The sequence below is a fragment of the Bradyrhizobium sp. CCBAU 51765 genome (genome assembly GCF_015291725.1).
GTDB classification, from domain to species: Bacteria; Pseudomonadota; Alphaproteobacteria; order Rhizobiales; family Xanthobacteraceae; genus Bradyrhizobium; species Bradyrhizobium liaoningense.
Genome location: NZ_CP030038.1, coordinates 7269211 through 7288421 on the forward strand (window position 1 = coordinate 7269211; position 19211 = coordinate 7288421).

The following is a 19211-nucleotide window of genomic DNA, read 5'->3' on the forward strand; positions in this document are numbered from 1 at the left end:
TGTCCTTCCGACCAGCTACGACCAAGCCGATGGCAATCTCACGGCGGGCCCAAAGTCGGCGGATCGCTGCAGCGCTGAAGAACGCAACTGCTTCAGTACGAAATTGAAGTTCAGAGCGCATTGCAATCTCGTATCACGCGTGGGCGCACATCGATCGCTGAACGGGGCTAATCGATTCACGGAGCTCAGCCCCCGGATAGATGAACTGCGGCGCGGCCGGCTGATGCTTCAGCCCGATCGACTTTAGGCCACGCTGGCCAAACTCTGGCCCGTAGGTCTGAACACCTCACTGTCGCTCAGTTTCTGCAACTGCCACTCGGACGCCTCACTCTCGATGGAGGACGACCGGAAGCCTATTGAGACGCCGTCTTGGTCCTTCGTTTCTCTCCGCCGCAATTGGCATCATGCGGCGGCATTCGCCGCGTAAATTCTTGAAATTGTCCCTAAGGCAAAAGATGGCTACCTCCACATCGCTAGGCCCTCTAAAGCGGTCACAGAAGCGCATCACGTCTAGTCTGCATGACATTAAGACTTGCTCGGCCCCACGATCTCGCGCACGAGCTTGTTCTGTGCACCACGTGGCTGCGATCGCGATCACGATCGCAGCGAGGGCGGATGCACAGCAATGCGCATTGCAAATCCAGCTCATTCGTCGCTCTTGATTCACCAAACCTGTCTTAAGCCGCATATCCTTCACTATTATTCTTTGCCCCGCGAGCGAAATCTGTTTGCCGGATTGGGCGCCTCGGCAGCCATGATCGAGCCTGCTGCGGGGCAGCCGCAATGATTACGGCCTCCGAATCATCGTCCCGCCACGCGCAACGCGCTCATGCGAAGACGGAGGTACGACAAGATCGGCCGTTTAGAGCATGTGTGGCGATGCTGTCTCCCCGGTGGCGTTCTGCTTCGCAATGCCTACAACCTGACGCCACGGTCGATTCAAGCACTTTGAGCGTCCGGCACGTGTGAATACGTGCTGAGACGGGCTTACCCACATTGGTGGCAGTAGGACGAACTCCCGACAACTGCACGCCTGACTGACGGCCCTTCAGGTAGGAACGTCACCGATGTTGGTGGCGATCAGCTTAGTGTGGGGGTGGAAGGCTCAAAGCGCACGCATCGAGGCGAGCAGCGACAAGCTGCGCCGGCGCAGCTCGCTTTGTTCGCGGTTTCAGCCAGCTGACCTGCAGAGTCAAATAGTGCCGTACGGGTGAGTTTCCGAGAAGCACGGAGGCTTGGAACCGACAGGCCGGGATTCCTGTGGCTGGATGATGATTTGTCGCCCCCGTCACGTACCGTCGATTCGACAGCCTCAAGCCGCTCGCTGCAATTCACAGTGCGCAATTGCATGAAACCAGCCCATCAGGCTTCGCCCTTGGGCCCTGGCACGCCGGTTGCTATAGCACCGGCGGAGCGTCGGCCTGGGTGCAGCCTAGCCTAGCATACGGAAGACACCATTCGTTGACTGCTGCACGTCGTTCTGGGGGCGGACGCGGACCGAGCGCTATGTTTGCGATTCCAGGATCTAGGAGAAAAGCGAGACATCACATGAGGAAAATAGTGTTAAGCGAGCTTTCCAGGGCCTGCAGGTTAAGTGTTGTGGCGTCAGCCATTCTGGTTTCCCCAGCAGCCGGCGCCAATGAGGATCTGATGCGCGCCGCCAAGCGGATTTTCAAGCCGATTCCCTCAGTCGTTCCAGCGGTGAAGGACAATCCTATCACCCATGAAAAGGTCACGCTTGGCAAATCCTTGTTTTTCGATTCGAGGCTATCTGCAAGCGGAGTTATCAGCTGCAACACGTGTCATAACCTTGGGACGGGCGGGGTAGATGCCGGCCCGAGATCGATTGGTCATCGCTGGCAGCTGGGGTCTCGTCGTGCGCCAACAGTCTATAACGCAGTCTTCAACGTGGCGCAGTTCTGGGATGGGCGAGCGGCGGATCTCAAGGCGCAAGCAGCAGGCCCTGTCCAGGCCAGCGTCGAAATGAATGCGACGGCCGATCGCGTACTCAGCACATTGAATTCAATGACCGATTATGTCGTTATGTTCAGTAAGGCTTTTCCCAACGAAGCGGTGCCCCTTACGTTTGAAAACTTCGCCAAGGCCATCGAGGCTTTCGAAGCGACCTTGATTACTCCCCACGCCCCCTTCGATCAGTACCTCGAGGGCGATGAGTATGCTCTCAACGATCAGCAGAAAGCCGGGCTAAAGCTATTCATCGAAAAGGGATGCTCGTCTTGTCACAACGGAATCAACGTCGGCGGACAGGATTATTTTCGCTTCGGCATCATCAAAAGGCCAGCCGAAAGCCAGCTTCCAAAGGAGGACAAAGGTCGTTTTGCCGTCACCAAGGACCTCGGCGACGAGTATGTTTTCCGCTCGGCGCCGTTGCGCAACGTCGCATTGCGTCCGCCCTACTTTCATTCTGGTCAGGTTTGGAGTCTTAAGCAAGCGGTCGGCGTGATGAGTGAGGTTCAGCTTGGAGCAGAGCTCAGCGATGAAGAAACTGACGAAATTGTCGCCTTTCTGAATTCGCTCACCGGACAGCTGCCGAAGATCGAGTACCCGATACTGCCCACGCGCACCATTGCAACGCCAAAGCCCTCCTTAGACAAATAGGCCTTCAGGATAGCGACACGCTATGCGGTCCAAGCTGGAGCATTCAGCAGGCCGCAAATTGCGGGCGTCGAGCCCCAACCCGTTCGTCGCCGACGCCAGGGTTCCTTAGGGGCCGGTCAAGTCATCCCATCTTGGGCAGCTCAATCCCGCGTCGTCTCGCGAGTCGACGAAGGCCCGCGCGCCCTGAAATATGTCCGTAACCCGTGCTGCTAGCAAGACGTTGTGCAGTAGCTCGCGGGCACCGCATATCATCTCACATCAGCCCTTTTTTCAAGCGCCCGGCCCCCGACCTTCTCCTCCGCACAGATCGGAACGTGCGCCAGATCGGATGGCATGCACTTGTCCCTCATTGACGAGTTTTACGCTCATGTTCGCCACAGCACCATCCCCAATCCAAAAGGCGACGGATCATCCTCAGATTCCATGTGGTAGCTCCTACATGTGCGCATGGCGACGCGAGCGTCCACAGTCCTACAATAAGATGCGGCGACTTAAGACGTCGGGTGAAGACCGATACAAAACCTCGCTTGCCGCAAGACGCGCAGAAATTCCTTGAAACGGCACGCGGATTGCTGGGTAGGAATCAACCAGTCGCCGCCAAGGAAGGAGCGCGGGGAGCCGGAGTTTCAATGAGATTTATCCGATTCATCCTGATCGATCTGGCTTTGATGTGCTCGCACCCGAGAATGCAGAAGCCATGACCGTGGCTCCCGGCGCACACTTCAAATCGGCTAGCAAAGCCGTGGGATCCTTGATGCGGATTTCCGGCCCCGAGCCAGTATTCAGCTCTGGCCTGAGCCGACATCTTTACCGCCAAACCTCTCAAGCCGCGCAATTTGGACATTCAGCAGAAGCCGCCGGACCGGCGAAGCAGGCTGAAAACCTCGCGCTAAGGGACAGGCGCTTTGCCTCTCATTGGCAAGCGCACTGGGCAGCGTCCGACTGTCACGATCGTCGCGGCGCGGAGATGCTCAAGAAGCCTCTGATCTTAACACAGATCTGCAGTCCGCCGCCGCAGCTTACGCCCTCAGGCGAGCAGAGACGCCGTGCTGGAGCGGCACAGGCCGGATTATCTGAGGCATGGCGATCATCTCTGTTGCAGCGATTGTGCTCGTGACTTGGATGGGAAGACACAGCACAGGCGCAGGTTCATGAGAGAAGCAAAAGCGGGCTATATTGAGGTTGCGTTCAACGGCTCTCTCGCGAACATTCCGTTAGATGCGCAATTCAGGCTGCCGGCCAAAGGCGTCACGGCAATTTTTGGTCCGCCCGGGTGCGGCAAGACCACACTCGCGCGCTGCATCGCTGGCGTGCAGCATGTGCCGACTGGATTTTGTGCGGTCGATGGAGAGATTTGGCAGGATGAGACGACCTTTCGACCGCCTCATCTGCGTCCCGTCGCATATCTATTCCGACCACCAATTCCTCTTTCTCATTGGTCTGTACGGCGCACCCTCCTATACAAGGCGTCAACATCGACACCAACACTAATCGATTTTGATGGAGTGGTCGAATTGCTCGACTTGTCACCGCTGCTCGAGCGTTCGCCGTCACATCTTTCCGCGGCCGAGCGACAGCGACTTGCCCTTGGCAGCGCGCTGTTGGGCCAGCCCCAGCTACTTTTGCTAGACGATCCACTCATTGTGCTCGATCGCGCCGCCAAATGCGAGATCCTGCCATTTCTCGAGCGCATGCGGGAAAAGCTCCCATTGCCGATGATCTACATCACCCAGGATTACGCTGACATCGAGCGTTTTGCCGATCATCTTGTCATGATGAAAGATGGCGTCGTGACTGCGGCCGGGCCGCTCAACGTCGTTCAGAGCGATCCGGCGCTAGCCGGGCGCGGCGAAGCGGCAGTCTGTCTTGATACCTTGGTCGGCGGTTATGACGGGCGCTATGGGCTGATCATGCTTCGCCTCAACGGGGCGCGCCTTCTGATACCTGGAGTGCCGCTTAGACCGGGCGCGCAGCTGCGGCTGCGCATCGCAGCCGGCGATGTCAGCATCGCGTGCGAGCCCCCACGTGCAAGCTCTATTCTCAATGTATTTCCGGCACGCATCAAAGCCTTTCTGCCGTTCAACGAGGCGGAGGTCACCTTGGCTCTGGCTCTTGAAACTGGCCGTTCCGGCGTGCCGCTGTTGGCGCGCATCACGCGCCGCTCCTTTGATGCGCTACGGCTCAGCAATGGGGCGAACGTTTTTGCGGAGGTCGCGCGCGCCGTTCCGCTAGCGGCTGCCGAGCGGTGCTTGCAACGCCTGCCACGATCCGCATGAGACCGTTCGACAGCATTGCCCCGATACGAGAAACACATAAAACAGGAACCCGGCCGTGATCGATAATCTGGATGAGATAGATCCGAATAGTGTGGGGGCTATTCTCTACCGTCCAAAAGACGATGTGGATAGGCTACTCGCCGATTTCGCGCAGGATATCGCGCAGCAAGGGGTACGCATCGACGGCATCGTGCAGCGACACGCGAGATGCGCAAATGGCACGCACGTCATGCTCGCAATCGACGTTGCGACAGGACAAGAGATCTCGATTTCCCAGCCACTCGGCAGCGGAGCTATGTCCTGTAATCTCGATACAAATGGGCTTGCCGAGGCCGCAGCTGTCGTTTCCCAGGCACTTCGCAAAAAGATCGATCTTCTCGTGATCAACAAATTCGCCAAACAAGAAGCCGCTGGCCGGGGCCTGCGCGCCGAATTCGTTGACGCGATCACCCAAGGCGTACCAGTCCTGACAGCCGTTCCGAAAAAACGCCTTGCCGACTGGCGAACCTTCACCGCGGGCGTTAGCACGCTGCTGCCTTGTGATCGTCAATCCTTGGAGCAGTGGTGGCGCGAGATCTCAAGGCGCCGGGCGCGCGGGGCCATCAGCACCAGCTCCGGTTATTTGGGGACGATGATACCGGATCGCTTGATGACGACGATGAGACTGTCGACAACTTCGTCCCCGAAATCGCCCATCGGGCTCTTTCGCCGCCTCCGAAAACAGCCTTAGCTCTTGCGTCCGCTCCCACGCTCTGCGTCCCGCGATGCCTTGCGAACGTGCCGATTGCGGTCCTTCTATGGCGAGAGCTCAACCAGCTGCCCGTTCAGCGGCGCTGTGTAGCGCATGCTGCTGAACGGCCTTGTCCCGCAAGTCAGATTGGTAATCGGTTGCGGCCGAGCCAAGATGAGCGTGCGGAACATCGACGCTATAACGCGTGCTGCTGAAGGAACTGTACCGCAGGTTGGACCTTGGCGGCACCGGAATCGAACCACCAATATCCTTACGGCGGATATTTTCATGCGACCGGGCGGCTGGAGCCTCGGGGGAACTCGCCTCAGGCAAACTCTGCTCAGAAGAGCGGAGCTGCAGCTCGTCCAACTGCTGCTCGAGGCCAGCTTGATCCGGAGGCTCGGCATCGGCCTCTTGCGCACGCTGCTCATGTTGCTCGGCGCACCAGCGCATCCAATAGTTCGGATCCTTATAACCCGGCTCCATACCACTCTCCCTAGATGGCATAACTCTTCATAGCCGCCCCAGAGTCACACTCGTGTGCACCGACCATGTGGAATCCAGCTCAAAAAACCCGACCGACGAGATCGATGCCTGAACAAACGAGACCTCCATCACACGCCGCACCAAGCTCGTGCACTACTCACACCTGCCCAACCTTCTGCAGCAGAGCGCCCGCTCCTGAGTGGCATCGTAAAGCCGAAAACGCCGAAAACAGTCCAAGATAAACTCAAGCCAACTTGCCTCATTCCAAGAGCAACGGCGTTCGTGCACTACTCCCCCCGGGCAAGGCCGCATGCCGCACATCTGGATCGAGATTGGGCTGATCAATTGCCGCTGGAAGACCCACCGTGATTTGATACTTGCAACGGAACGTCCCGCTTCGCATTCGATTCTTCACGCCAATGCCCTCACATCCCCGACAAATCGGGTCGTGCCTGCACAGCCACATGCCTAACGCACCTAAGATCTTGAGACATTGAGGTCTCTCCTTCTCATAAAGGAGCTTCAGAGTGATCGCCGCATGTATGATCCAGACTGTACAACCTGACGCCACGTAGAGTCCAAGCCCCAATCGCCGCCGAAGGCGAGCCCGGTTGGCTTTGAAGCGTTTCAGGATCCGGCAAACCCTCGAGCCTGGCGATCTAGCGCCGCTTGAAGCGCCTCAATGCGCGAAGCGCCGTAGCCTATGATTACTCGCACCTTGTTTGGTAGCCGCGAGCATCTGGCCTTACTGGCGCAATCTGTTGTCGCGGCGATACAGCCGCTCTTGTTTGCGCTAGATGCTACGAACCTCGCGCCTCGTCAGGTTCCATATTTCCATTAGATCTCGGCAGGCCGGCAATCAATTATCACATTGATGGCGAGATGAGGAAGTTTGCTCTAAGGGACGCAGAACGGTCTTTGCCCAGACGCTTGCAGTGCGAACATCTCAGGCGGCCGCGCAAAGCAAGACTGTTTTCATGAGCCTTGGTAAGGAAGCGCTTGGCTACAGATTTTTCTCGGATCGACGCTCCAAGCGCCCGGGTATGCCTGTATCAAAGCCGCTGGACTCCACTCCTGAGAACGCATGGCACATAGCTTGCTTCAACAGTGAAGCCACCTTCTACAGAGAGCGAATTTGTGAGGACAGCATGCTCGGAATTGGAAGTCAGTTGCCGCCGTTCGAAATCACAGGCGTGAAGCCCGGTTTTCAAGCTCAGGAAGAAGGAGGACAGAGTGCATTCGAGACGCTGACCGAAGCGAGCTTTCCAGGAAAATGGAAGATCATCTTCTTCTATCCCAAGGATTTTACCTTCGTCTGCCCGACAGAGATCGCTGAGTTTGCCCGGCTTTCCAAGGAATTCGCCGACCGCGACGCGGTGGTACTGGGTGGTTCGACCGACAATGAGTTTTGCAAGCTCGCTTGGCGGCGCTCACATGTCGACCTACACGAACTTCCAATCTGGCAGTTTGCCGACACAAAGGGAACGCTCGTCGACGGTCTTGGCGTGCGTTCACCCGAAGGGGTTGCCTATCGTTACACCTTTATTGTTGACCCCCAAAATACGATCCAGCACGTCTATGCGACGAATCTCAGCGTCGGGCGCAGTCCTAAGGACACGCTCCGCGTTCTAGACGCGCTGCAAACCGACGAGCTCTGTCCCTGCAACCGCGAAATCGGCGGCGAAACCTTGAAGGTTGCTTGAGGCAGCATGTCGTCGATCAAACAACTAAGCGACCAGATTCCCGATTTCGCGAAGGATGTCAGGCTGAACTTGACCTCCTTGATGGCCGATGAGACGCTTTCGCCACAACGAAAATACGGGCTGCTGCTGGCGAGCGCGATTGCCACTCGCAATGCAGTCCTGATTGCCGCGATGGAATCGGCTGCGTCCGCTGTGATGACATCTGTGGCGATTGCCGCAGCGAAAGCCGCAGCCAGCCTCATGGCAATGAACAACGTTTACTACCGCTTCGCTCACCTTGTCTCCAACCCGGAATACAAAACGATGCCGCCACGGCTGCGTATGAACGTGATCGGCAATCCCGGCGTGGACAAGTCCGATTTCGAGCTGTGGTCGCTTGCGGTCTCCGCCATAAACGGCTGCGGTGCCTGCATCGATGCCCATGAGAAGACACTCAGAGCCGCGGGCGTCAATTCCGAAGCGATCCAGACCGCCGTGCGCTTTGCCGCGATCATGCAGTCAGTGGCAATCGCAATCGAGGCCGCCGGGCCCGACCCCTCTCAGGCGAGGGGCTGATCCTTCCTCTTCCGTCCGGTTGACTACGTTGTAGCGCCATTCAGTGAGGTCACAACCAGTCCTTCGCGGCTCCCGAACGAGCGGCACATCTGCACGTTATGGCTTGTGCGGCGTTCCCCCGAAGAGTGTCTTGCTCGACGTCCCAGCGCCGCGCAAGTGACGCGGAATGCGCCAATGATGCGGTGAAGCCCTATCGCCTAACTCGGTCGCACCACGGCTCTGTTCCACTATCAGCCAAACTTGAACTGCACTCCATATCCGCCGCGCGGATGGCTCCATTCGATGTCGCCGGTGGGCTCGGCGATCACGCGGCAGGTACCGCACTCGATGCAGCCGTCGACTGTTATCTCGACTTGGCCGTTGTCGTTTAGCTCGTAGCATCGCGCTGGGCAGGCTTTCAAAAGTGCAAGGAGCTGCGGCGATGGCGTCGTGTGCGCACGGACCTTGACGTGAGGGTGACCGATGTCGACAAGATAGCGATTATAATACAGCTTGTCTTCGACGCGGACTGGCGATTCGACATTCATGCTTTGACCTTCCATTGTTGGGCTTCACAACTGTCGCGGTCAGCGCCAGGCCCGGGCAAGACGACAAGCATCACCGAACAGACCTGCCCATGACCGCGCCTTGACAAAGGATTTCAGGGTCGCCTTCTCCTTCTCAGCCTTGGGCGTACCATCGACGCGCACGAAGTTTTGCATCGCCTTGGAGATGAGCTGCGGATAGGTGAGAAAGAAGTTTTGTGACTGGGTATGCATTAGGGGCGGCAAATCCTTGTACTTCTTTAGATCTTTGATGACGAAGGAATCGTCTAGCATCTTCTTGTAGATCGACAGATTTGCTGCACTCATCGGCTCGCCGCGCGATTTCACCAGACCTATCGCTTCGGCGGCGATGCGGCCGGAAGTCATCGCGAGATTGGAACCCTCACGATGAATGGCATTGTTGAGTTGGGCCGCATCGCCCACTACGACCCAGCCTTCCCCATACAGCTGCGGGATCGACTTGTACCCGCCTTCAGGAATGAGATGGGCCGAATACTCCTTGACTTCGGACCCTGCTACCAGGGGTGCCACGGAGGGATGGCTCTTGAATTGATCGAGCAGGCCGTATGGCGTCTGGCCCGTGCGCTGGAAGTCGGCGACGAGACAACCGATGCCCAGCGAAATGCACTCTTTGTTGGCATAGATGAAACCCATTCCGGTCATGCCGCGGGAAATGGTACCGGCCGCCTCGATCACGACGCCTTCATCGCCCTTGAGATTGAAGCGCGCCTCGATAGTCTCGCGGGGCAAGAAGTGCATCTCTTTCACCGCGAGCGCAACGTTGTCGGGTCTCGGCCGCGCGCGCAGGCCCGCGCGCGTCCCGAGCAGGCCATTGACCCCCTCGGCCAGCACGACGACATCGGCATGTATTTCGCCGTCTCGGCGATCTGTACGAACACCGACGATTCTTTCACGCTCGTCCCGTACGAGCTCGGTGACGGTCGTCTCGCACAGTAAGGTCGCGCCAGCCTCCCGCACCTTGGAAGAGAACCATTTGTCAAACTGGGCGCGTATAATCGTGTACCTGTTCGGCCGTTCCTCGTTGAATTCGTCTGAACGGTAATGCATGCCGACATGGGAACGATCGTCCATCATCCAGAACCGCTGCTCAATCACGTGACGTTCGAGCGGCGCCTCCTCTCGAAACTCGGGGATAAGCTTTTCCAGCATGTCGGCATAGAGGATGGCGCCCTGCACATTCTTCGATCCTGGATATTCGCCCCGCTCGAGCTGCAGCACCTTCATGCCGCGCTTAGCCATGGTCAATGCCGCCGCGTTGCCGGCCATACCGGCTCCAACCACGATCGCATCGAATCTCTCTTCAATCATCATCATCTCCTCTAGACCGCGATCCGGGCGCGCGAGTTCGGCAAAAGGCGGGCGCGAAATGCGGCCGTCAGCGCGGGTAGCAGTTGGATGGCGTCGCTCACGATCGCGAGATGGGCAAAGTCGAAGATCGGAGCATTCTTGTCAGTATTGACGGCGACGATCAAATCCGCGCCCTCGACGCCAACGCGGTGCTGGATCGCTCCGGAAATGCCGGCGGCAATATAGAGCTTTGGCCGGATGGTTTTCCCCGTCTGGCCGATTTGGCGGTCAGACGTAACCCACCCTTTTTGTACCAGAGGACGCGAGCAGCCATATTCAGCGCCAAGCAGAGTTGCGAGCTCGCGCACCAACCGAAAGTTCTCAGGCGATCCCAATCCCAGGCCGCCCGCAACCACGACATCGGCATAGGCCAGATTGGAGGTTTCTGCATCGCGGTCGGGTAGAAACGACAATACCTTTGTGGCAATATCATCTTCGAGAAGACCGAGCGGATGGACGATGATACGAGCGGCATCGCGTACGACGCGCTCAGGCATCGGCATGACCCGCGGGCGGACGGTTGCCATCTGCGGACGATAATTCAAGGTATAGATCGTGCAGAGCAGCGAGCCGCCAAAGGTCGGACGCGTCGCCGCGAGCGAACCATCGGCGTCGACGTCGAGCGCGGTGCAGTCGGCAGTGAGCCCCGTCGACAGAGTCGTCGCCACGGAACCTGCGAGATCGCGACCGAGCGTCGTCGCCCCCAACAGCAGGATCTCGGGCTTGTAGGTGTTGACGAGTTCGGTTAGCGCTTTGGTATAGGATTCGTTTCGGTAATCCGACAAAACGTTGTCGCTCACGAGGTAGGCCAGATCGGCGCCATAGCAAAAGGCGTCAAGCGCGGCGTTACGTGTGTGCTGCCCTTCCGGACCGATAACGACAGCGGCAAGATTCACCTTTAGCCTGTCGGCCAGCCTGCGGCCCGCACCCATGAGCTCCCATGAAACCGGATGCACCTGGCCACGCTCCAGCTCGACGAAGACCCAGACGTGCTTGTACGCCTTGAAGTGCTCCGGCAGTTCTTTTTTGGCTGTTGCGCGCCCGGCCGGCGCCGGCATGATCGTTCTGGTGACATTGCTCATACTCTAAATTCCCCTCAAAGATAGGCGCGCCCGCGCCACAGGTTGCTTTTTAGCTTCCTTAATTGAAGATCACTTTTGGTCAGCAAGTGGCCGGCTGCTCTGCCCCGTCTGCTTGGTCCGACCGGCCTCACAACAAGACGCGTCGTCGCGATAGACGTACCGGTCCGGCCGGATTTGGCGAGGTCTTCCACACTGAACGCTTGCGCGCCGCGTTTGACGAGCGCCACCGCGGTGGCCAGGGCGCCGCGGTGATTCTGACCATTCGCTTCCATGCCCGAGTTGGCGATTCCGTTCGCTGCGCAATACTTGCGCCTCAGTTTCCGCCCACCAGCTCCACATTGACTGTGACGACGAGCGCGATACCGGCGACGCACCTGTCACGCGATCCATGCCGAGCCTCCAGCGCGGACAGCCCGTATGGGCCGACGTTGGCCCTCTTCCTGACGCATGTTGCTATCCAGCATGAGCTGGATACAAATCTGAGCGAAATCCAGGGCCGATTTGATGCGGGCGACGCTGTGCATACCCTCTCCAGGTGTAGCGCGATCGGGCGACTTATCCATTGACCACCATCTCACCGTCCATATGGAGCCTTGATCGCGTCAAAGACCGTTTCGAGCGGACCTGGCGCGATCGTACGCCACGAGATGATGGCGCAGGGCTCGGCAGGCACTAAAAGCAGCATCATGGGTCTTCCTTCAATCTCATCTCGGACGACTACCATCCGTCGGCATCGACGATCGGGTCGGCAGGACAGCAGCAAGTGTCGTACCAGTTGCAAAAAACACTGAAAGTCCGTCGAAAGTAATGGTTTGGCAGACACTTGAAATCCGCTGATACCTGGACACGACCAGTCCAGACATGGGTCGGGAATACGACAGCCGCCGCTCGGGTGATAGCTGCAGAGAGTTGACCCGGATAAAGACGAAGGCCGTACATCGGGTTGCCACGGTGCCCCGTCGGGCACACCTTGCAGTGGAACGCTAGATCACTTCAGCTCGCTCAATGGGACAAAGGCCGCCGCCTTCTTAGGGTCTGCGGCGCCCTCCTTCAAAACCTTGAACACTCGCTGGTCGATCGGTGACGATGCCACGAAATCCGCATAGGCCCGCTCCAGCATCGCCTTGCACCGAGCTCTGATTTCCGGCTCTGCGGCACCAGCAAATTGCTCTTTTGCAAAGTATTGTCCCATGCGCTTTAAGATGTGAAGGCGCGCGACATTCACGATTTTAGGGTCGTAATCGACGCCAAGTAGCGAAAAAAAATCCTCCGCCGATGAGGCCTTGCTGAGCCGATCCAGGATACCGGCTGCCGGGGATGAGTTGATCATGAAAAATTCTCCTTCGGATTAGCTCTGGACGGTAACTGCTGGCGGGATCAATGGCCAAACCACGATCGAGGCTGACGCTCGTCAGGAGGTCGCCGGACCGGAACTCAGCGCGAGAAGACGCCGATTGGCAGTGCGGGGCGGCTCGCCATTGGGTAGGAGGTCACAGCATGTATGGCGGAACGGGAAGTAAGATCTGGAGATGAGATCGCGCCAGGGGATCTGACGTGCGAAAGCTGGACGCCGTGCGGGCCCATCAGCGATATCGGACGCCATCCTTGCGGCGCGTCTGTTTACGCAAACGCCGCTGGACACGGCTTTTCACGCGGGGTGGGTTGCCAGGCATCCGCACACGTCGCGCCAGATCGCCGCCACGGTTTCGCGCTCGACCGAGCGCTTGTGCTCGATGGCATATTTGCGGACTCGCGACAGAATCTGTCTGGCTTGATCGGCGTTGGCGACGAGCTGCAGTTCATCGAGTAACGCGGTGATCGCCCCAAGTCCGGAATGCTTGCCGATCACAAAGCGGTTGCAGCGGCCAAACAAAACGGGATCAAGCGATTGATAGGTGCGTTGATCCTTCAAAAGGCCAGCGACATGAATGCCGGATTCGTGCGTAAATACATGCTCTCCGACGATGGCCTTGTTCACAGGAATCGCACGTGCGGCCGCGGCTGCAACCACCGCGGCGACGTTCTCGAGCTCCGGGAGTATGATGCCAGTCTCGCGCCCGTAGAGCTGTTTGAGTGCGACCGCGATTTCCTCGAGCGGGGCATTTCCGGCCCGCTCGCCCAGCCCGATGACGGTCACTGAGGCGTGGCTCACGCCGGCCTTGATAGCGGAGAGCGTGTTGGCGGTTGCGAGTCCGAGATCATCGTGACCGTGAAATTCGAGTTCGAGATCGGTGGTCGCACGCAAATTCCTGACCAGCACGTAGGTTGCGTCGGGATCGAGCACACTGAGCGTATCTGCAATACGAAAGCGACGCGCGCCCGCGGCTTTTGCAGTTGCCATCAGTCTGATGAGAAAATCGATGTCGGCGCGGGAGGAGTCCTCACCACCGACGGCGACCTCAAGTCCGCGCGCACGGGCATAGCCTACCAGGCGCTTCACCCGTTCCAGCGCCAGGTCGCGATGACCACCTAGCTTGGCCGCGATCTGGACGTCGGAGGTCGGGATCGACATATTGATCATGGATACCCTTGCTTCGATGGCCGCGTCGACATCCGATTCTCGCATCCGGCACCAGCCTATGGTGGTCAGCGGAAGATCTGCTTCGACAATGGCGCGAATGGCGGAGATCTCCTCGTTGCCCATCGCCGGCGTTCCCGCCTCGATCTCCGTGACTCCGGCCCGCGCCAGCGCCTGCGCAATCGCTAGCTTTTCCTCTGTGGTGAACGCAACGCCAGGTGCCTGCTCGCCGTCGCGTAATGTCGTGTCGTTGAGCACGGTGGGCTTGGCGCGCACCTGGTCGGACCAAGACGATTTTGCGGCGGTGCTAGCGGCAATCACGCGAGAGCTCCTCATTGTTTGACCGACCTAAGCTTCAGCAAATGGATTGTCGTAAATGCGACAGGCTCATGAAGCGGACGCCTTGCCTATTGCCCCGCTGAGTTCGAACTTCAATGCAGTTGCGGCACGCCAGGATGTGAGAATTGTTGCGGAGCACTTGAGCCCGCCGCCGCCTTGGACACATGGTCGCTCGCTCGAAACGGCGTCGGCCGCGCCCTCAACCTTCCGCGCGGCTTACCAAATCCTGCGAGGCTTTCTCCGATGATGGTGCGATCGCGGACCCTTGTGGCAGCTCAGATGGCCAGTCACCGGCAACGACCGGCCGAGCGGCCTGCAACAGAAAATCCCGCCGGCGCTCGGTCATCCGGCTCTCACCGCTTTCTTCGCCGAAGCAGATGTTGAAGTCGTCACATTGGTTGCACACGGGTGTCGTGCACATCACGAGGCCTTCATTCTCGCAAAGCATGCGGTAGAAGAAGCGCTTCCAGCGCATATTGTTGACATTGCGCGCGGCGAGCGGCGCGAAATGGCGGCTCAGCAGCCGGGAGAGTTCGCCGCGATTGCGCAAGCCGAGAGCTTCCCACAGATGGCCTGGCTCAATGGCGCGCCGCGCTATCATGGCAGCCAGCCAGCGGCCAATATCCCGTTCCGTCGAGCGTTGCTTGAGCAAGAGATCGCGCAGCATTGCGATCTCTTCGTCCCCTCCGCACCTGAAAACCGAGAGCTGCTCCGCGAGCTTGATCTCAAGCGAGGGAAAGTACTGCTCCAGCAAGGCCGCCAGTTCAAGGCCGGACAGGCCGGCCTTCTCGGGAAGGGAGCCACCATCCATTGTGGCAGCCGCCAAGATAGACGCTAAGACATGGCAATCGAAATTGCTGTCAATGGCAATATCGGCATCTGCAGGAGGCACACCGGTGAGTAGGCGGTAGGTTGCAATTCCCCTGTGCATCTGACTGTTGGCCTCAACGGCACAATCAGCCATCAACGGAAGGAAGTGCACTTCGGACATAATTTTGCGAGTTTCCACAATGGTCTGGCTTGAGCTGCCGCATCCTGGTTTTGATCAGGGTCGATCGTCAGAATGCCGGCCTCCCGGGATGGGCGGTGAGGGAGACCGGCATTCGTCGCGCGCCTTCGCAAGGCCGCGAGTCGCGACCTTTACGAGGCCGCGAGTTCGGCGGCGGTCTTGCCGACGATGGATTCGTCCACGGGCTTCATAATGCCATGCTCCATCAGCATGTCCTCGAGCTCGTCCATGGAGATTGGAGTCGGGATGATGCCTTTGCCGCCATTTTTGTGAACCTTGGTCGCAAGATTGCGATAGTGATCGGCCTGCTTGGAATCGGGTGCATACTCGAGCACTGTCATGCGGCGTAACTCGGCATGCTGCACCACGTTGTCGCGCGGCACGAAGTAGATCAGCTGAGTGCCTAGCTTCTTGGCCAACGCTTCCGCCAGTTCCAGCTCCTTGTCGGTCTGCCGCTCATTGCAGATCAGACCGCCCAGCCGCACACCGCCAGAGTTTGCGTATTTCAGGATTCCCTTGGAAATATTGTTCGCGGCATACATAGCCATCATTTCACCGGACATCACGATATAGATTTCCTGCGCCTTGTTCTCGCGGATCGGCATCGCAAAGCCACCGCAAACGACGTCGCCGAGCACGTCATATGAGACATAGTCAATGTTTTCGTAGGCGCCGTTCTCCTCCAGGAAATTGATCGAGGTAATGACGCCGCGGCCGGCGCAGCCGACACCCGGCTCAGGACCACCAGACTCCACGCAGCGAATGTCCTTGTAGCCGACCTTCATTACGTCCTCGAGCTCGAGGTCCTCCACGCTGCCGGCACTCGCTGCAAGGCTCAAAATCGTGTCTTGCGCCTTGGCGTGCAAAATCAGGCGGGTCGAGTCCGCTTTCGGGTCGCACCCTACAATCAGGATTTTCTGGCCCATCTCAGCCAGCGCCGCCAGCGTGTTCTGCGAAGTGGTCGACTTGCCGATGCCGCCCTTCCCGTAGAACGCGATTTGTCTCAGTGAAGACATGTTGCTCTCCATCAACCGATTTGCCAAAGTTGCGCGCTTCTTGCGCGCGAGCTTGTTTCTCTCTCAGAAACGGGGCACACGGGTTTAGGGAAGGAGCACATCGCTCGTCTTACGCGTCGGCGTGCACTCAGCCCTCACTCAGTGTTGCTGCCGCTTCTTAGCAACCGCCGTGCCAACGCTTGACCGCGCTCCTTAACCTTCTGATTACGTTTCCGAAAACCAACTAGCTGGTGAGCAAGGTCCTGGCTGCTTTGGATCTAACAGGATCTGCGCGGCTGTCAGAAAACTAACAACGACTACAATCATCACCGCGAAAACACCGATTTGGCGCGCCTGTTCCGATGTCTTCAGTTGTGGAACGGAAGTTGCTCCGATCTCAGGATAGTGAATATGCCAGTCGGGCCCGAAACCTGGCGCACCAGCGGTGAGGTTGCATACATGGTACGGCGCTTGGTGCGCTGACTTTGAAGAAATTGAACGGGCTCCCGAAGCAGCCGCGGCTTGCCAATCGTTCAGCTCCAGCGCGCCTACATAGGTATATCGTGGCGACAATCATCTTCTATCAGAAGCCCGGCTGCGCCACTAACGCGCGCCAGATTCAAGCGCTGAAGTCCGCCGGCCCCGACGTGATAGCCCAAGACATCTTGAAGGAGCCATGGGATGGGGAGGAGTTACGTAGGTTCTTCGGCCATATGCCCGTCGGCTCCTGGTTGAACCGAGCTGCGGCACGTATCAAGTCAGGCGAAGTCAATCCCGATACTATCGACACGGAAAGCGCACTCGCATTGATGGTGGGCGATCCGCTCCTGATACGACGACTGCTGATCGACATAGGCGGGGCACGATTTGCCGGGCTCGATCATGAGTCCGCGCTGTCACTGCTTGGCCGCAAGACGCAAGAAAATCTCGAGGGATGCTTGCACGAAGCAAACCTCACGCGTTGTCCGCAGACCTGAGGAAACGAAGAAGCCTCCCCCAGGGCGCCTAACAAGCCAAAGATGACGCCTCCCACTCTCGGCTTTCTGCGGCTTCTTGAAGAGACCGGACTCTCTTGAATTGAATAACGATCAGAACAGATCTCGACGCTTCGCGGCCGTGATCCTTATGCAACTTAGCGGCATAATTGCGCTCTGCTCGCTCCATTTTGATCGGCATCAAATCTCCGCCATTAGCTTTGTGTGACAGAGATCTCGCGCGGCTCTTCGCGCGATTTTTTGGAATGGAGAATTCGATGAGAACAAGGAGAGTTCTGACGAGGGCATCACTCCTCGCGCTAGCAACCTCGTTGGCCAGCATCCCGGTACAGGCTGCAGATCTGGCCCGGGCGCCGATCTACTATAAAGCGCCCGCGATCGAACCCTTCAATCCATGGATGATCCGCCTGCGCGTGCTTGGCGTTTTGCCGGATACCTCAGGCAGCTCAGTCAGCGTCGCCGGGGCGCCCTCGCTGTCCTCACCAAGTTCTGGGCTTTCGATCAGCGATCAAGCCATACCCGAGCTCGACATCACCTACTTCTTCACGCCAAACGTTGCCGCCGAACTCATTCTTGGCGTGACCAGCCATCACATCAGCGGCAATGGCGCGCTGACTGGCCTCGATATCGGCAAAGCTTGGCTGTTGCCGCCAACATTGACCCTGCAATATCACTTCGCCGATCTCGGCGCGCTCAAGCCCTATATCGGCGCGGGCATCAACTACACCGCCTTCTTCAACCAATCGGCAGCCAATACGTCGCTCGGCGGTCTTGCCGTTACGGATTTGCGCATCAGCAACCAATTCGGCGCGGCGGTCCAATTCGGCTTCGATTACATGCTTGATCGTAACTGGGGCCTCAACTTTGACGTGAAGAAGCTATGGCTGCGGCCGGAGTACTCCGCGACCGTAAACAATTCGATTCCCGTCACCGGGCGAGCCAACATCGATCCATGGCTCGTCAGCGGCGGCGTCACTTACAAGTTCTGACGCTAGAACAGGACCAGAAAGAGAAATCCGCTTGATCAACCCGGACGCGGCGAGCTCATCCAGCGCGTCCCCTAACCTCACCGCAGTGCAAGCAGAGCGAGATGACGCGTCAAGGGCACGTCATTTCGCAAAACGCCGGAGCCATTTGCAGCAAAGATCTTGCTGTGAGCTACGAATCGCGCGGCATGGAGTGACCGTACACAAACAGATTGACCTAGAATGCGCGCGTTGCAAAGGCGCCACTTGCCGATAGGGCCGGAGAAGAAGGGCGGCACGCGCGGAAACGTCAATGACTTGCTGTTCTCATCCGGGGCGTGATAGCTACGCTCAATCTCAGACGATCTGACCTCCGAGCGGCCAGCTCATCGCCGGACAAGCCGTCGATGCTTGCTAGCCCGGGCAAGTGGCCGCTAATCGAGGCGTCTAGCTTCGCTTTAACACCATCACAAGGCGGTCGACACGTTTTCCCTGCTTGAGGTGGGAGTTTACAATTTCGTCAATATCCTCAGGCGTGATCGCGCGATACCACACTCCATCGGGATAGACGACCATCAAGGGACCAGAGTTACAAAAGCCAAGGCAGCCTGCCATCGTGAAGCCAATATCGTTGAGGCCCTCCGCTTCGATCGCCTTGGCCATTCGATCCCACAGGGCTTGCGCGCCGGAGGCGCCACAGCTGCCGTGCGGATGAGTTGGCGGACGCTGCGTGTTGCAGGCAAATACATGATGCCTATAAAGTTGAGGAAGCTCGAATTCAGTTTCTGTGTTCATGCGCCTATCCTGTGATCAATGTGCTTCATCTGAGAAGAGACAAGATGCGAGCACATCGCAACCCACAATCTCTTACGATTGAACGCCGCATCAACCGAGTGATGCTTATGATTCCCACTCGCGCTTGCCAAGGCGGGCAAAATGAACGAGCGCCATAGTGATTGTCGTCGCTGAAGATCAGCGATAGATATCTTCGCGTCCAGAGCAACCTCCTCGATCAACTTCAACCTC

Annotated in this window: 16 protein-coding genes; 7 read left to right on the plus strand and 9 right to left on the minus strand. The window is 58.2% G+C overall.

Annotated features, from left to right (window positions below):
* The first annotated feature begins 1548 nt into the window (after positions 1-1548).
* From XH96_RS33705 to XH96_RS33715, 3 genes are all read left to right on the plus strand, one after another.
* Positions 1549-2619 (plus strand): cytochrome-c peroxidase, encoded by a 1071-nt coding sequence (locus tag XH96_RS33705; protein WP_194389704.1) that lies wholly within the window; start codon positions 1549-1551, stop codon positions 2617-2619.
* A 1151-nt stretch (positions 2620-3770) separates the two neighbouring features.
* Entirely contained in the window at positions 3771-4895 is a 1125-nt protein-coding gene (modC, locus tag XH96_RS33710; RefSeq protein ID WP_194389705.1) for a molybdenum ABC transporter ATP-binding protein, read from the plus strand.
* A gap of 55 nt (positions 4896-4950) precedes the next feature.
* Entirely contained in the window at positions 4951-5625 is a 675-nt protein-coding gene (locus XH96_RS33715) for a DUF2478 domain-containing protein (protein WP_194389706.1), read from the plus strand.
* Positions 5626-5703: 78 nt separating this feature from the next.
* Here XH96_RS33715 and XH96_RS33720 read toward each other — a convergent pair whose 3' ends face one another.
* The gene (locus tag XH96_RS33720; protein WP_194389707.1) at positions 5704-6111 is read right to left on the minus strand and encodes a hypothetical protein; all 408 of its coding nucleotides are present in this window, start codon (positions 6109-6111) and stop codon (positions 5704-5706) included.
* Positions 6112-7259: 1148 nt separating this feature from the next.
* Between XH96_RS33720 and XH96_RS33725 the strand changes: the two genes are divergently transcribed.
* A complete protein-coding gene (locus XH96_RS33725; protein ID WP_092218291.1) occupies positions 7260-7814 on the plus strand; it encodes a peroxiredoxin in 555 nt (184 codons plus the stop codon).
* A gap of 6 nt (positions 7815-7820) precedes the next feature.
* Positions 7821-8369: a carboxymuconolactone decarboxylase family protein gene (locus XH96_RS33730; RefSeq protein ID WP_194389708.1), complete on the plus strand. Its 549-nt coding sequence runs from the start codon at positions 7821-7823 to the stop codon at positions 8367-8369.
* A 230-nt stretch (positions 8370-8599) separates the two neighbouring features.
* On the opposite strand, the gene XH96_RS33735 is transcribed toward XH96_RS33730, so the two are convergent.
* The 7 genes from XH96_RS33735 to nifH form a co-directional block, all read right to left on the minus strand.
* Entirely contained in the window at positions 8600-8896 is a 297-nt protein-coding gene (locus tag XH96_RS33735) for a ferredoxin family protein (RefSeq protein ID WP_092218293.1), read from the minus strand.
* A gap of 39 nt (positions 8897-8935) precedes the next feature.
* Complete coding sequence (locus tag XH96_RS33740; RefSeq protein WP_194389709.1) at positions 8936-10243, minus strand: FAD-dependent oxidoreductase; 1308 nt, start codon at positions 10241-10243, stop codon at positions 8936-8938.
* A gap of 11 nt (positions 10244-10254) precedes the next feature.
* Complete coding sequence (locus tag XH96_RS33745; protein ID WP_194389710.1) at positions 10255-11364, minus strand: electron transfer flavoprotein subunit alpha/FixB family protein; 1110 nt, start codon at positions 11362-11364, stop codon at positions 10255-10257.
* A gap of 988 nt (positions 11365-12352) precedes the next feature.
* A complete protein-coding gene (gene nifW / locus XH96_RS33750) occupies positions 12353-12694 on the minus strand; it encodes a nitrogenase stabilizing/protective protein NifW (RefSeq protein ID WP_092218295.1) in 342 nt (113 codons plus the stop codon).
* Between the two features lie 318 nt (positions 12695-13012).
* Positions 13013-14203 (minus strand): homocitrate synthase, encoded by a 1191-nt coding sequence (gene nifV, locus XH96_RS33755; RefSeq protein ID WP_371739909.1) that lies wholly within the window; start codon positions 14201-14203, stop codon positions 13013-13015.
* A gap of 217 nt (positions 14204-14420) precedes the next feature.
* Complete coding sequence (locus XH96_RS33760) at positions 14421-15212, minus strand: nitrogen fixation protein NifQ (protein ID WP_194389711.1); 792 nt, start codon at positions 15210-15212, stop codon at positions 14421-14423.
* 149 nt (positions 15213-15361) lie between these two features.
* Complete coding sequence (gene nifH, locus XH96_RS33765) at positions 15362-16246, minus strand: nitrogenase iron protein (protein WP_092218329.1); 885 nt, start codon at positions 16244-16246, stop codon at positions 15362-15364.
* 542 nt (positions 16247-16788) lie between these two features.
* Here nifH and XH96_RS33770 point away from each other — a divergent pair.
* A complete protein-coding gene (locus XH96_RS33770; protein ID WP_092218296.1) occupies positions 16789-17202 on the plus strand; it encodes an arsenate reductase family protein in 414 nt (137 codons plus the stop codon).
* A gap of 263 nt (positions 17203-17465) precedes the next feature.
* Positions 17466-18209, plus strand: a complete 744-nt coding sequence (locus tag XH96_RS33775; protein ID WP_194389712.1) for an OmpW family protein — start codon at positions 17466-17468, stop codon at positions 18207-18209.
* Positions 18210-18632: 423 nt separating this feature from the next.
* Here the strand turns inward: XH96_RS33775 and XH96_RS33780 are convergent, their stop codons facing one another.
* The gene (locus XH96_RS33780; RefSeq protein WP_092218297.1) at positions 18633-18980 is read right to left on the minus strand and encodes a ferredoxin; all 348 of its coding nucleotides are present in this window, start codon (positions 18978-18980) and stop codon (positions 18633-18635) included.
* Positions 18981-19211: the final 231 nt, after the last annotated feature.